This window comes from Leeuwenhoekiella sp. H156 (assembly GCF_052218455.1).
Classification (GTDB): domain Bacteria; phylum Bacteroidota; class Bacteroidia; order Flavobacteriales; family Flavobacteriaceae; genus Leeuwenhoekiella; species Leeuwenhoekiella parthenopeia.
The window spans coordinates 1,662,445-1,678,144 of sequence record NZ_CP197499.1 but is presented as its reverse complement, the minus strand read 5'-3'; the positions used below and the strand labels follow the sequence as shown (position 1 = coordinate 1,678,144).

The window sequence follows — 15,700 nt, the reverse complement described above, 5'->3', positions numbered from 1 at the left end:
ATACGCACAAGTTGAGGTTTAAGATGCTTGTTGTATTTTAGACTAAAATATACAAGGTGGGAAAAACAGCAATCATTCTCGGAATTACGGGCATAACCGGAAAGCTTTTGGCACAATCCATTCTAGCCGATGCCACATACGACAAACTCATCAGTTTTCACCGGCGCAAGTCGGGTCTTGAGCATCCTAAACTCGAGGAGCAGGTTGTAGATCTGTTTGAACTTAAAAAGCAAAAGGACGCTTTTAAAGCCGATGTGGTTTTTTGCTGCATTGGCACTACCCAATCTAAAACGGAAGATAAAGAGCAGTATAAGGCTATAGATTATGGTATTCCTCTAGCTGCGGCCAGGCTGTGTAAGGAAAACGGAATCCCAAAGTTTATCGTGATCTCGGCTTTGGGTGCAGATCCTGATAGCCGGGTGTTTTACAATAAGGTTAAGGGCGAAATGGAACGCGATATTTTGGCACTCAATCTTCCTGAGGCCTATTTTCTGGAACCGGCATTGCTTGCTGCAGACCGGGACGAAAAGCGCACCGCAGAGCAACTGGCCATAAAAGCCTTTAAGGTTTTTAACGGGTTTCTGGTAGGACCGCTAAAGAAATACCAAAGCATCAAGCCGGAAGCATTGGTTATCGCAATGAAAAAACTTGCTGTTAGCAGGTATCCCGATGCCCGAATAGAATCTGATAAAATAAAAGAACTTGCCTATGGCGATGCTTGAAATCGAACGTAAATTTTTGGTCAAAAATACCGGCTTTAAGACGGAAGCTTTTTCGCAAAGCGAAATTAAGCAGGGCTATCTCAGCAGCAATCCGGCTCGTGCAGTACGCGTGCGTATCACGGGCGACCAGGCTTTTTTGACCATAAAAGGAGCTTCAGATGCCGGCGGGACTACCCGTTTTGAATGGGAAAAGGAGATTGCACCTGAAGAGGCTCAGGAGCTTTTTAAACTCTGCGAACCCGGAAGCATACATAAAACGCGATATTATGTAAAGGCCGGTAAGCACACCTATGAAGTTGATGAGTTTTATGGCGACAATGAGGGGCTCGTGCTGGCTGAAATAGAACTCGAAACCGCAGATCAGCATTTTGATAAGCCAGACTGGCTGGGAGAGGAAGTTACCGGCGACAACCGGTATTACAATTCGCAGCTCAGTAAAAACCCGTATACATCCTGGTAAATTAAAGTGAAGTGGCTTTTCAAATGAGGGATGTGAGGGTTTATAAATTATAGGAAAAGCCTGTAACACTTGGCTACAGGCTTTAGAGGCATTGCTTTTAGGGGAAAAAGGCGCCTTGATTTATCACCAGCCTCCGCCCAGCGCGGTATACAGTTCTACGATAGCCTGTAATTGACTGTAGCGGGTATTGATGAGGTCCAAACTAGAGTTCAGTGCATTTTCACGAGCTGTTAAAACTTCGAGATAGTTAGCCAGACCATTATCTAATAATTCTTCGGAATAACCGGTAGCAAGTTCATAGGCGTCAAACTCGTTTTGCTTTACTTCCAGTTTTTCGGTAGCGATCTCATAACTGTACAACGCATCTGATACTTCACGGGTTGCATTTAGAAGAGCCTGTCTAAACTGGAGTTTAGCCTGTTCCTGCTGTGCCTGTGCGACTTCGTATTGCGTGCGTATTTGCCTTCCATTAAAAATAGGCTGGGTAAGGCCACCCACAATGGTTGCAAACAGCGAGGTTGTATCAAAAAGTTTAGAGAAATCAAGACTTTGAAAACCTCCCGTCGCATTAAGCGTCAGGGAAGGGTAAAAATTACTTCGGGCGACATTTGTGAGCTCAAATGCATTGATAAGCCCAAACTCCGCCGCGCGCACATCGGGACGGTTGCTCAGGAGTTCTGCCGGCACGCCGGTTTTAAGCGGGGTATTTATGGTTTGTGCTGCCAGTTCACTTCGGTTGATGGGACCGGGTTCGCGGCCTAACAAGATCGAAAGACTGTTTTCTTGCAGGCGTATTTGTTTTAGAATATCCAGATTAAGCGCCTGAGCGGTATAAAGCTGAGCTTCGGTTTGTTTTACACCTACTTCGGTAACATTACCGGCTTCCTTAAGCGCTTTGGTCGTCTCGAGACTGCTGCTTCGCGTTTCGATGGTGGCCTGAGTTACGCGCAACTGCTCATCTAATGCCAAAAGCTGAAAGTATGCCGATGCGATGGAAGCGATCAACTGCGTTTTTACCGCACGATGTGCTTCGACCGATTGTAAGTAGGATGCTGCAAACGCGCGTTTATTACTGCGTATTTTCCCCCAGATGTCTGCTTCCCACGAGAGTCCGCCGCTTACCTGATACACATCAAGCGTCGAAAACTGACCCCCAAACTGGCTGTTTGAAGACAATTCCTGTCTTGTGTACTGGGCGGTTCCATTTAATGTTGGAAAATACGCCAGCTTACCTTGTTTGAAGTAGGCTTCGGCAGCGTTGATATTCTCAAGGGCTACCCGGATATCGATATTTTCCTCCAGCCCCTCTGCAATGAGGTTCTTCAGCATAGGATCTGCGAAGAGTTCGTCCCAACTGATCAAGGCCACATTTGAGCTGTCAACGGGCAGATTATCGGTGCGGTAGTTGAGGTCTTCGACTACGGTTTCGGGCCGCTCGTATTCTTTTGCAGCAAAGCAGGATGCCAGCAATAGGGGTACTGCGATGAGTGCTACAATTCTATAGATGGTGTGTCTTTTCATAATTAGTGCGTTTCTTCAGTTTTAGCTTTTGGAGCTCCGGAAATTTTTTCCTGCAGCCATTGGAAAAGCATGAATAAAACCGGGATTACAAAAACCCCAATGAGTGTTCCTATGAGCAATCCACCCACAGCTCCGGTACCAATTGATCGGTTACCGGCTGCACCTACCCCACTGGCAAAAACCAGAGGGAGTAAGCCCATAATAAATGCAAACGAGGTCATCAAAATGGGTCGTAAACGGGATTCTGCACCATCAACTGCAGCATCCAGCAGTGATTCTCCGGCGCGTCTGCGTTGTAAGGCAAATTCCACAATCAGGATGGCGTTTTTAGCCAGCAGCCCCAGGAGCATAATGAGTGCAATCTGAAAGTAAATGTTGTTTTCAAGACCAAATAACTGGGTGGTGAAATAAGCTCCAAATACCCCAAACGGCAGGGAGAAAATGATACTCAGCGGCAACAAATAGCTTTCATACTGTGCTGCAAGCAGGAAGTACACAAACACCAGAGAGAGTATAAAAATAACGGTGGTCTGATCACCGGCATTTACCTCTTCGCGGGTTAGACCCGAGTAAGCCGTAGTGTAATTAGCCGGAAGGCTTTTAGCCACTTCTTCAACAGCGGCAATAGCGTCACCCGAAGAATATCCGGGATTGGTAGCGGCTGTAATTTTGGTTGAGTTAAACAGGTTAAATCGGGTAACCGACTGTGGCCCGTAAACGCGATCCAGGCTTACAAACTGGGTTATAGGTGTCATCTCTCCGGAACCGGTACGCACGTAGAGTTCGCTCAGGTTTTCTTTATTTGCGCGGTCTCTGGGCAAGGCCTGAATATATACCCGGTATTGTTTTCCGAAACGGGAAAAGTCTGCTGCAAAAATCCCACCGATATAACCCTGAAGGGTGCTGAAAATACTGGAAATAGGCACGCCCATTTCTTTAGCCAGCGGCACATTTACGTCGAGTTTATACTGCGGATAATTGGTGTTAAACGAAGACTGGGCGTATTGAATTTCGGGTCGCTGCGAAAGCTTTCCAATAAATTCCTGATTCACTTTGTCAAGATCAATAAAACTTCCTCCCGAACGGTCAAGCAGGTTAACCTCTACACCAGCCGAACTTCCAAAACCGGGAATACTGGGCGGTGAGAAAAATACGATCTGCGCACCCGGAAACTGAGCTGCAACGCCAAACATCTTAGCCGTAATCGCTTCGATAGAAAGTGAGTCGGCATCGCGATCTTCCCAATCATCCAGACGTATAAATCCTAAACTGTTGTTGCTACCGGCGCCTCCTAAGAAGCTTCGGCCACTCACTACAGATCCTTCTTTAATGCCGGGAATCTGTTTGATTTTATCATAAACTTCGCGGTTGATTTCTTCGGTACGGTCTAGTGAAGATCCCGGAGGCAATTGAATGTTCAAAAACACAATTCCACGGTCTTCATCAGGTACAAAACCGGTTTTCACCTGGGAAGATGACCACCAGATTCCGGCTGCCGCAACAACCAGTAAGGCAACGGTAACCCATTTATTTCGATATAAAAAGCCAATAGATTTACCGTATTTATTTACCGTAGCCGAAAAGCCGCGGTTAAAGGCAGCAAAAAAGCGTTGCAGATAGCTGCCTTTTTTGGTTCCTTCTTTTTCGTCGTGGCTTTTAAGAAAAAGCGCACACAGTGCAGGGCTCAGGGTTAATGCGTTTACTGCCGAAATGATAATCGCAACAATAAGCGTTACCCCAAACTGCTCGTAAAATACACCTGTAGGTCCGGTCACAAAAGTCACGGGAATAAACACTGCGGCCATTACCAGGGTAATAGAAACAATCGCGCCCGAAATTTCGCTCATCGCATTAACAGTAGCATTGCGCACGTTGTTTTCACCTTCATCAATCTTGGCATGCACGGCTTCAACCACTACAATCGCGTCATCAACCACGATACCAATGGCCAGCACCAGTGCAAAAAGCGTCAATAAGTTTACCGAATACCCAAAAAGATTCAGGAAGAAAAACGTACCTATAATAGATACCGGCACTGCAATTGCCGGAATAAGTGTTGATCTAAAATCCTGAAGGAAGATAAACACGACGATAAATACCAGAATAAAGGCTTCAATAAGGGTATGCACTACTTTTTCAATAGATGCATTCAGGAAGCTGTTGGTGTTGTAAGGAATAAAGATCTCGATTCCATCGGGCAGGTCACCCCGCACCTCGTCAAGACGGGTTTCGATCTCGTTAATGATGTCGCGGGCGTTAGAACCTTTAGTCTGAAAGATCCCCAGGTTTACTGCGGGTTTTCCGGCAGTAATAGAGCTTCCGGCGTAGGACTGAGCCCCAAGTTCAATATCGGCGACATCGCTAAGTCTCAGGTACTGGCCGTCTCCCAAAGCTTTGATCACGATGTCACTGTATTGCTCTTCAGTTTTAAAACGCCCGCCGTATTTAATCACATAACTAAATGCCTCACCGTCGTTTTCACCTAAAGAACCTGCTGCCGCCTCGAGACTTTGCTCATTAAGTGCCGCCGCCACGTCAGAAGGAATCAGGTTGTAGGCCGCAAGCTTATCGGGATTTAACCAGATGCGCATGGCGTAATCCTTTCCGCCAAAAACATTAACCGCACCTACACCATCTACCCGTTGCAGGGAAGGAATGACGTTGATCTTAAGGTAGTTTTGAATGAAGGTATCGTCATAATCGGGGTTTTCACTGTAAAATGACATATACATCAACGCACTGGTTTGTTGCTTTTGAGTCGTTACCCCGGTTTGAATAACTGCCTGAGGTAATAGTGAATTGGCCCGGGCAACCCGGTTTTGCACGTTTACAGCAGCGATATCAGGATCAACTTCCTGATTAAAAAATACAGTGATCTCAGCTGTACCGTTGTTGTTTGCGGTTGAGGTGATGTAGGTCATCCCTTCAACCCCGTTGATTTGTTCTTCAATAGGTATGATCACACTCTCCAGAATGGTCTCGGCATTGGCACCGGGATAGGTGGCCGTAACACTAATGGTAGGTGGCGCGATGTCGGGGTATTGTGTAATGGGCAGCTGAGTAAGGCCCAAAACCCCCAGGATTACAATAATGACCGAAACCACGGTAGAAAGTACCGGTCTGTCTATAAATGTCTTAAGCATAATGGCTTTTCTTTATCTGAATGATTTCTTGATGGGTGCAGCTATACTGTCAAAAGGTGTTTCCTGCGGTTGTATGGTGGTGGTTCCGCGCAGATTCTGAATGCCTTTAGCTACAATGCGATCACCTTTAGAAATGCCATCTGAAACGATATACAGATTGTTAATCTCATCTTTGACGGTGATTTCGGTAGCCGTGGCTTTATTGTCTGCATCCAGTTGATAAACATAGGTGCTTCCCTGACGTTCGAGGGTCGATTCTATAGGTACAACAACCACATCGGTATAGGTTTTTGGAACACGTAAAGTCGCACTGTTTCCGTTAGTAAGCAGTCGCTGCGGATTGTCGAAAACAGCTCTGAAGTTTACACTTCCGGTGTTTTCATTGACCTGCGAATTTACCGTCTCAATGGTACCCTGTTGCGGATATTCTTCCCCATTAGCCAAAATAAGCGTCACCTGAGGCAGGTTTTCAATTTTTTCGTCACGTACGCCGCCATCTGCAGCCATAATGAAATTGAGATATTCTTTCTCGTTCATCGCAAAATAGGCGTAGACTTTATCTATCTCAGAAACTGTAGTAAGCGGGGTCTGGCTCGACGGACTCACCAGTGAACCGGCACGCAGATTAATCGCACCCACATAACCGTCTACCGGACTCTTTATAGTACCGTAGCCTATGTTTGCAGCAATACTGTTATAGGCGCTTTCTGCCTGTTTCAATTTGGCTTTCGCGGTTTCAAGCTGTACCTCACTGATGATGTTTTTCTCCACCAAAGGTTTCAGCTTATCTACTTCAACCTGCGCAGCATTTACGTTGGCTTTTGCCGCCGCAGCATCCTGGTTGAGCGACTGGGTTTCCAGACGAAAAAGTACCTGTCCTTTACGTACTTTTTGACCTTCATCAACGGCCACATCGGTGATGTAACCCGAAATTTTAGCATATACCTCTGCATTAATCACCCCTTCAATACGCGCGGGATAAGATTGATATCCGGTCAGGGTTTTAACGGGTAAGCTTATAACCGGTAAAGAAGGTGTTTGTGAGGCCGCAGCCTGCTGGTCTGCCTTACCTTCTCCGCAAGAACTGAAGCCTGCAAGCACAACCGTAAGGAGCGTAGCAGTTACTAGATGATAGAAATTCTTTTTCATAATGATTTATTCGTGTTTAAGCTTCTCTGCGACTTTCTCGCGTATTTTTTTTACAGAATTCTGGGCCTGGTCGATATAATTGATAAAATCTTTGTGAAACTCAAGCTCAAAGAAGACTTCTCCCTCTTCAGAATTGAGTGCGTTGTATTTTTCCTTATAATTCATAACCTCCAGATGCAGCTGCTTTTCCTGTTCCCAGCTTTTTAGCATTTCATCCAGACTGATTAATAAACTCTTGGGGTTTGTTATGAAATATTTCTTACGATCGCCGCAAATGGTAAAATAGGTGATGCGCTCAGACTGTTGTAAGGAGTTTAGGTGGGTAGAAATGGTGCTTTTACTGGCTTTTAGTCCAGTCACCAAATCATCAAAAGTGCAGCCTCTTTTACCACTCAATACCAGGCTGGCGATGATGCGTGCAGCAAGCGGCGGTATTTGATCTTTCTTCTCGATGAAAATACCCAGCCGTTCAATTAATACTTCTTTTTGTTTCTCAATATCTTCAGGCATAATTCGATTCTTGAACTGCAAATTTACAGTTAGTTCGGTAATTTCCGAACTAAAGAAACTTAATGCTTTGTTAAATCAACGCTATCGTTGTAGTTTGGTCAATCTTCTGAAGCGTATCGAATATGCAGCTTGCGCGAAATGCTATTGCCGGCACGGTCTGTGGCCGAGAGAAGGTAGTCACCGGGTTTAAGAACCAGACTGAGCTCGTGAAAAGTCGTTGTTGAACCCAGATACAACGCATCAAGATACCAGTAAATTGTAGTGTCTGTATCGCGATGGGCGAGTTTAAAAACGGTCTCTTGTTTCTCGCCTTCAAAATCTTTGGGTATCAGGATGGCTTCACCGGCTTTGGGATAAATAAACTCCATCGTCTTTTCGCTTTCGCGGAAACATCCCGGTAAGTAGTCAGGCAGGGATTGATATTCGGGATGCAGGGGAGCATAATAATATTCCCACAGCGGTGGAAGGCTAAACCACGATTGAGATACTATTTGGCCCAAAGGATAACATTCGGCATTAACCTGATGGGTTCTTTCGGCATTGAGGAAAATCTGCCGGTGAAAGCTGCATGCTTCGGTACGTGTTCCTTTTTTGGGAATCCATTGCAATTGGGTTTCGGGACAATACAGGCCGCCCAGTTTTCCGCTTTGCGGGCACATTTCAGCTTCGACCAGCTCATCAAAAGGCATTTTAAACCAGCCCGAAGCCGGCAAAAGATCAAGCACCTCAAACAAAATGGGTGCCGCCGCCTGAATACCTGTAATTCCGGGTCGCCCCTCACCATCTGCATTGCCCACCCAGACGCCAATGGCATACTGCGGGGTAACCCCAACCGCCCAGGCATCTTTAAAGCCATAACTCGTGCCGGTTTTCCAGGCCAGTGGCTGCGCATCGCTAAAAAACTCCCAGTTTTCTGAACCTTCGGGCCGGTTGACTTCCCGCAAGGTTTGCAGAGTCTGGTAAATGGCTCCGGCATCATAAAGTTCAGGTAGTGGTTGCTTTTCGCCCAAATCATAAGCAGTATTCTTTAAATAAACCGGCTCATCAAATGCGTGAGCGGGATATTCACTGGAGGAATCGTTAAAAAAGTTGAGAGTAGCGGCCATTCCCGCATAGGCATTGGTGAGATCCCAAAGGTTGCTTTCGGCGCCACCCAGAATAAGCGAAAGCCCATAATGATCTGCCGGGCGGTTTATGTCTTTAAACCCCAATTTTCGCAGATTGTTGTAAAAACGCTTTAGGCCGTGGCTGCGCAGTAAATTGACTGCGGGCACATTGAGCGACTGCGCCAGAGCTTGCGAGGCCGGCACCGCGCCGTTATGGGTTTTGTCAAAATTCTGCGGATTGTAACCGTTGATCGTCGTGGGCACATCTGCGACGAGTTCGTGAGGTAAAAGTTCGCCCGAACCCAGCATAGCGCTGTATAAAAAGGGTTTGAGCGTACTGCCGGTGCTGCGTCTGGCGCTAACCAGATCTACATAACTGGCATGCTCGCGGGTCGTAGGCGCGTTGCCCATATAGCCCAAAACCTTACGGGTTTTAACATCAAGTACCAGAATAGACAGATTGTGAATTTGATTTTGACTCAGGCGGTAATAGGCTTCGACTGCGATGTCGTTAAGGCGGTTTTGCAAGTTTAAATCCAGACTGCTTTTTACGTTTTCGCCCGGATGTTCCTGTACCATACGTTCGGTAAAATGCGGCGCCAGATCGGGGAGTTCCTGTGGTGCGCCGGGTAAAACTTCGGCGAGCGCCAGGTTGTAGGTGGTCTCGTCGATGATGTTTTCCGTTTTTAGTTTTAGCAGTAAACGATCGCGTTTTGCTTTAAAAACACCTTCATTTCTTCCGGGAAAAACCAGCGCCGGGGCATTGGGCAATACGGCCAGAGCGGCTGCCTGTCCCCAACTCAGCTGAGATGCCGGAATCCCAAAATACCGCCAGGAAGCACTTTCCAACCCTACCACGTTTCCACCAAAAGGTGCGTGTGAGGCATACAGGCTTAAGATTTCGTCTTTAGAATATCCCGCTTCGAGCCGGGTCGCCATAAGGGTTTCCAGGAGTTTTTCGAGATAGGTGCGCTTCGGATTTTCACGCGAAAGCCGAATGACCTGTTGGGTAAGCGTGCTGCCACCGCGACGGTTTTCTGAGGTCAGGTTAGACCACAAAGCTTTGGTCATCGAAACCGGATTAAAGCCGGGATGCCGGTAAAACCAGGCATCTTCAAACTGCAGGATTGCCGTCTTAAACCGAAAGGGAACCGAGTCACCGGCAGGAAACCGCCATTGCCCGTCATCGGCAATACGCGCGCCCAGCAAATGGCCTTCTTTGCTGGTAACTACCGTGGCTGTCGGATTTTTAAAAAGCGGTTTAGGCAGGCTGAAATACCAAAGCAGCAAAACGATAGCAATGCCTGTAACTACAAGGTGTTTGCGTTTTAGCTGCATAAAGTTTTGATTTAGATGCGATTTTAATTACTGAAAAACCGTAATCCAACTCCCTTTGTTTCGGGCGAAATAGTCATTATCATACATCGCTTCGGCCTGTGTACCCGGTAAATAGTATTTCCCTAAAAAAGAGGCGTTGAGGTCAATCTCAAAGGTTCGGGATTCTTTTGAATTCAGGTCGAAGTAAAAATACACCCGGTCATCCCGTATGTCGGTATACCTTGCCTTGCCACTCGCACCGCCGCCCAGAGCGGTAAAACTGGTGTTTACAATCTCCCAGCCGCTGGGAATATACTGGGCAAGTGCAATATGATTTACCGCATTTAACGAGGTGTTTGTTACCGTAACCCGAGCCTTAAACCCGGTGCCCTGGCGTAAACGCTCAGTGGTCAGCAGTTTACCGGCTTTATCCATAAAAACGGTTTTGACGCTGAGGTTGCGCTGCTCGGCCAGCTCTTCACCCAAAGGCAATTTGCCTTGCTGTACCAGACTTACATAAACCCGGTTTTGCTTAAGGTTTTTAAGATTGAGTTTTTGCTCCTGTTCCGAAACAGGCAGATCTGTGGTTACAAAGCCTTTTTCGGTAGTGAGTTTTTGCGGCCCTAGCTGTACCGTAATGCTTTTACCACCGTTTGCGATGAGCAATTTACTAAGGCTAAGCAGCGAGAAAGCTGTGGTCTGCGTGCTGTACCAACTGCCGGAAGAAAGATCTTTGGCAATCGACTCGGCAAGTTCCTGCCGGCGTTTATCATCAAGCAAAATCATAGTTTCTAAAGCCATGGCTTTATTGCGCAATACCGAACCGTAGGAATACTGCAACTCCCGACGCTCTTTAAATTCGAGTCCGGCTTTTGCCACCAGCTGATTGGCCACCTGTTTTTTACCGGCCAGTGCGTAGGCGGCTGCCAGCCTCCAGCGTGAGGCATTGGTGAGTTCGCCGGATTCGCGCAGGCGGTTCATCGCCGCCAGTTCGGGTTGCCCGGCAAGCGCCAGAGTGTACAGGCGGTAGGCCTGTGTAAGGCTGCTGTTGTACGAGGTAGCCCCGTTACGCCATTGACGGGCCGCGTTTTTCTGATAATTGAGCCAGTTGGTCAAAAAGGTCACCGGCAAGGAATAACCCTGTTTTTGAGCTTCAAGCATAAAATGCCCCGCGTAGGAGGTTGCCCAGGCATCAGCCTCGCGTTCACCCGGCCAGTAACTCACGCCACCTTCCGGTCTTTGCAGCATGCCCAGGCGATCTATGGTCGCCCTGATGTTCTTTTGGGTTTCTTTTTCCTGCGTGTTGTTAAGCTCAAAAACCGAGCTGAGGTACAGCTGCGGAAAGCCGCTGGAAGTGGTTTGCTCTGCACAACCATAGGGGTAGCCAATGAGGTATTGCAGGCGTTTGGTAAAATCAATTTGCGGAAGGGTTGAAAATTCTAACACCGCGGTATTGGTGCCCTTAACCCCAAAGCTGGCGTAGCTTAGGTCCAGCGTTTCGTTAGGCTCAAGGGTATAATGTTTGCTGCGCTGCGAAATGGGATTTGGGTTTTCCACATCAATTTCTACCGAATACGCAGCCCGCTCGCCACCACCCGTAGCGGTAATCTCAAACTTCTGAATGGCATCGGTACGCTTCACGTCAAAGTCAAAATTCACCAGTTGCTCTCCGGTTGTTGCAAAGCGAATAGTTTTTGTGCTTCCGTTTTTGGGCGAAAGGGCTTCCGAAGTTTTTACAGTAACTGTGACTTCCTTCACTTTTTTGTCCATCGCAAACACAGTTACCGGAAGCGTGAGTTGCTCACCCGGCGCCAGTTTTCGCGGAAGCGAAGCCAGTACCATTAGCGGTTTGCGTACGGGTGTGGTAGCTTCTGCACTTCCGTAGGCACCGGTTTTGGTGTTTCCGGCAACTACCATGGTACGTACCGAACCCACATAATTAGGCATCCTGATTTGGTGATTTGCTGTTTTTCCGGCTTCTAAATAAAAGGGGCCTAAAAATTTAACCACCGGTTTAAACCGGTCGGCCTTTCGGTTTTTTGCTCCCGCAGCCATATCACCACCTCCAATGGCAAAAATATTATCAACACTGCCCGAGAAAGCGCCAATCACATCATCATACATATCAAAGGTTTTAACCCCCAGCGCCTGGCGTGCGTAAAAAGCATTATGAATTTTCGGGGTTTCGTAGCGGGTGAGATCAAGCAAACCTTCATCAACCACCGCAAGCGTGTAGGCCATCGCTTTGCCGCCGGCTTCGCTAACCTTCACGCTAAAGGATTCTTCGGGTTTAAGCTCTGAAGACATCCGGATTTTGGGCTCAAGCCGCGTTGCGGGATCTTCTACCATTAACGGGATGATACCATAGAGTCTTATGGGCCGGTCGTTAAGGGTCTGGGCGTGCGGCTGAAGCAAACTGATGTGGACATAGACATTCGGGGCCATTTTCCGGGTAATGGGTATGCGCACTACGGTTTCCTGAGCTTCGGTTTCCACCCATTTTTTAGAAAGCACCTGTGTGCCGTTTTCAATACTGAGCAGGGCTTTGCCACCTTGCTGGGACGGAAATTTCACCACGGCCTCCTGGCCTACCTGATAGGTTTCTTTATCGGAAGAGAATACCAGCATTTTGGCGCTGTCGCCTTCGCCTGCCGGAAGGTTATCCCAGTTGCGGAAGAAGTAGGTGGTAAGACCGGTTGCGTGACCCGAATTTTTGTCGATTACCCGTAACAAGTACCTGCCGCTTTCCTGTTCGGGAACCGTGATTTTTGCAATTACTTTACCGCTGGCGTTTGTAGTAACATCGAAGTTTTGCACGGGTTTATAAACCGAAGTATTCTCGTAACGCGAAAGATTGTCTGAAGAACGGCTAAACCACCAGCGCCATTCGATTTTAAAAAGCTGTACCTGCAATACCCGGCCCGGAGCAGCTTTACCGGTTTCGGTGACACTGGCAAGATCAAATTTGACTTCCTGATCGGTGTAATAGGAATCGTACTCGCGGGTTTCGGGTGCGTGGATACCTGCAAAATGGGTGTACGGAGCCAGTTTTTTTGAAAACACATCTACCGAAAAATCGCCACCACCTTCATAGACTTTGGTTAAGAACGTGGCTTGCAGCATTCCGGGGGCTTTGCCGCTTAACTCCAGTTTTTTAGTAAAGTCGAGCTTGCCTTCCCCATTGAGTTCCTGCTGTTCCAGAACAGGAATTTCGACTTCATTAAAACTGCGTACAGGATCTGTGAAAGTGTAGTTCTTAAAAGCAGGGAAATCTGCCGCTGTACTGCTTAGCGTTGCCGTAATATCGGCCTTCAGATTGCGTGCGGGAGCTCCGTGCAACCACAACGCACTGATGCTGCCGTTAACCGGTTGAGAGGTAGTTAAATAAGTCTCATCAAAGTCGAGTTTGATCTTGAGGCGGTTTGGTTTTACTGTTGCAACCCGTAATCTTTTGGTAAACTTAACCCCGCCTACGCTTATGGTAGCTGTCCAGTTTCCGGTGGGATCTGTGTCGTGGGTTGCGATGGGAAAATAATAAAAGCCATGATTGCGATCGCCGGGCATGCCTTTATCAGACAGCGACGAACTAATCACATTGCGCAATACGAGTTTGCCGCGGGCATCGGTTACTTCAAGCTTTACCGGATGTTCTGCCGGCAAGGGATTGGCCAGATCGTTAAGCGCAAAAGTGAGGTGTATGCTGTCTCCGGGGCGATGTACTCCGCGTTCGGTATAGATATAGCCCTGAAGGCCTTTTTCTAATTTAGTACCACTGATGTCAAAATTACTGAGCGAAAGCGCATTACCATCTTTGAGATCTGCGTACGCGTAATTGTTGCGCTGCCGGGCTACCGCAAAGGCGACCTGCTTATCGCTGGTAAAGGACGCCAGGCCTTCAAGATCGGTTTTCAGGCTTTTGATTAGCTGTTGCTGGTAATTGTAGAGCCGTATTTCGACACCCATTTCGGGCTGAGCGGTGATGAGGTTTGAGGTGGCAAAGTCGTAGCTTCCGTTTTCACTTTCTTTGACAATTAAGCCCAGATCAGAACCCAGAACATTGGTTTTTACAAAGCGGTCTTCATTATAATAGGCCGGGTGACAGGGATTGTCTTCTTCCTCCCAGTTGTAAATGCGGTTTCGCCAGTAGTAGCGCTCATTATCCCAATACGCTTCTTCGCGCAGATTTTCTTCATCGTTTGCTTCGGTATTGTAGTAGTCTTCATAGGCTTCTTCGAGATAGGCTTCTTTTTTGGTCTGGCCGTCAACCTGCGCGTCTTCTGCACAGGGATAGAGGCTATAGGCGGGCTCAAAACTGAACTCTACCCGGTATAAAGCACCGGGATCTGCCTTGAAAAATTCAGATAAATCAAGCGCATAGGCACGCCAGAGTCCGTTTTGGGCAATGTTGTTGTCTATAAGCGGAATGGTCTTTTTTGCAATACGCCTACCCACGCGATTGAGCTCGTAGCTGTCTGTGCTGTTTAAGGAAGCCGATTGTAAATACTGAAGCATATTGTTTTGGTACACCTTAATCACCCGTACATCTACAGCCGAAAGATTAACGGCTTCAAAATAGATGGGAGTTTTAGCAGATGCGGGTAAAATGCTTCCGCTGGAAACCAAACGCACCTGAGGTTTGAGCTGCTCAAAGGAAATTTGCTGAACGGCATCCTGAGGTAAGGCCATACCGTAGGCATTTCGTATTCCTTTATTTAAAATAAGCTGAAGCGTGCCGGTCAAAGGCTGCCTGGGATAAACGGTAAGTACGTTGCCCTGTACCTCAAACCGCATATTCTGGAGGCTGTCTAACTGTACGAGTCCGTCAAAATTTTGCTCCATTTCCAACGGGTCTGAAAAGTTCACACTCACCGAAGTTTCCGGGGCTAGAGCGGTGGTCACATCAACGACAGTAAAGCGCGATTGAGCCGGGATGTTGAGTGTGCTTTGACCCTGCGTTTTGCTTTTTATGGGTTTACCATCCCAAACAATGCGTATTTGAGAGTTTTCTTTTTTACGCTTTATACTATCTATGGTGAAATTGAAAAACGAACCGCTGGCAGAGTCTGCCGGCCAGTCTATTTTTAAAGCGCTGTCTTCCTGATTGGCCTCGATGATTTCTCGAACCGCGCTGAGGGTGGTTTCATCTGCCGTTTCTATAGACCCGGTAAGATACTGCCATTCTCTGCTGTAGGATTGCAGATTACCCAGGTTGATTTTAAAATTGGGCGTAATGGTTTTAAAGCTGAAGGTGTAACTGCTAAACTCCGGAGCGATATCTTCAAAAAAGCGGCTGAGTTTAAGGGTTAAGGTGTACTCGGTGTCGGGCAGAAGGTCTTCTTTAGGATCAAAAACCAGTGTGGTACCGTTTTTAATGTGCAGCACGCCCTCGGTTTTTGGGTAAACAACCAGGTATTCTGAAGGAATAATCTGATTGGCATCAAACCGCGAAGTGGGCTGAGCGAGTTCAATTTTAAGGGGAGCTTTTACCGAAACACGGCCAAAAGTATTAAACGCGATATACTCTTTGAATTTAAAGATGTTGTCATCTTCTCGTTGAGTATGATGACAGCTGCCCAAAACAAGGACTAAAAGCAACAGAACAATACGGGTAAATCGGTTCATATACTGCAGTTGTGAAGGTAAAATGATCTGTAGTTGATCTTAGTGATCAGGTAAAGTTAACATACGTTTTCTAGAATGAACAATGCTATTTTAAAGCCGGGAATAAAAAAATGATCTGCAATTAAAGACCTGATGACTTCTACAGTACTT

General features: G+C 47.1%; 8 protein-coding genes. 2 read left to right on the top strand and 6 right to left on the bottom strand.

Going from position 1 to position 15,700, the window contains the following annotated elements:
* The first annotated feature begins 56 nt into the window (after positions 1–56).
* Both ACSSS3_RS07170 and ACSSS3_RS07165 read left to right on the top strand, forming a co-directional pair.
* On the top strand, positions 57–722 hold the full coding sequence (locus ACSSS3_RS07170) for an NAD(P)H-binding protein (RefSeq protein ID WP_442847001.1): 666 nt from the start codon (positions 57–59) through the stop codon (positions 720–722).
* The gene (locus tag ACSSS3_RS07165) at positions 715–1,182 is read left to right on the top strand and encodes a CYTH domain-containing protein (protein WP_442847411.1); all 468 of its coding nucleotides are present in this window, start codon (positions 715–717) and stop codon (positions 1,180–1,182) included. The genes ACSSS3_RS07170 and ACSSS3_RS07165 overlap by 8 nt, the downstream gene beginning before the upstream one ends.
* A 123-nt stretch (positions 1,183–1,305) precedes the next feature.
* Here the strand turns inward: ACSSS3_RS07165 and ACSSS3_RS07160 are convergent, their stop codons facing one another.
* The 6 genes from ACSSS3_RS07160 to ACSSS3_RS07135 form a co-directional block, all read right to left on the bottom strand.
* The gene (locus tag ACSSS3_RS07160) at positions 1,306–2,703 is read right to left on the bottom strand and encodes an efflux transporter outer membrane subunit (RefSeq protein ID WP_442847000.1); all 1,398 of its coding nucleotides are present in this window, start codon (positions 2,701–2,703) and stop codon (positions 1,306–1,308) included.
* Between the two features lie 2 nt (positions 2,704–2,705).
* Complete coding sequence (locus ACSSS3_RS07155; protein ID WP_228228962.1) at positions 2,706–5,846, bottom strand: efflux RND transporter permease subunit; 3,141 nt, start codon at positions 5,844–5,846, stop codon at positions 2,706–2,708.
* A gap of 12 nt (positions 5,847–5,858) precedes the next feature.
* Entirely contained in the window at positions 5,859–6,995 is a 1,137-nt protein-coding gene (locus ACSSS3_RS07150) for an efflux RND transporter periplasmic adaptor subunit (RefSeq protein ID WP_228228961.1), read from the bottom strand.
* Positions 6,996–7,001: 6 nt separating this feature from the next.
* A complete protein-coding gene (locus ACSSS3_RS07145; protein ID WP_442846999.1) occupies positions 7,002–7,505 on the bottom strand; it encodes a GbsR/MarR family transcriptional regulator in 504 nt (167 codons plus the stop codon).
* A gap of 98 nt (positions 7,506–7,603) precedes the next feature.
* Positions 7,604–9,949 (bottom strand): penicillin-binding protein 1C, encoded by a 2,346-nt coding sequence (pbpC, locus tag ACSSS3_RS07140; RefSeq protein ID WP_442846998.1) that lies wholly within the window; start codon positions 9,947–9,949, stop codon positions 7,604–7,606.
* A 27-nt stretch (positions 9,950–9,976) separates the two neighbouring features.
* A complete protein-coding gene (locus ACSSS3_RS07135) occupies positions 9,977–15,550 on the bottom strand; it encodes an alpha-2-macroglobulin family protein (protein ID WP_442846997.1) in 5,574 nt (1,857 codons plus the stop codon).
* Between the last annotated feature and the right edge of the window lie 150 nt (positions 15,551–15,700).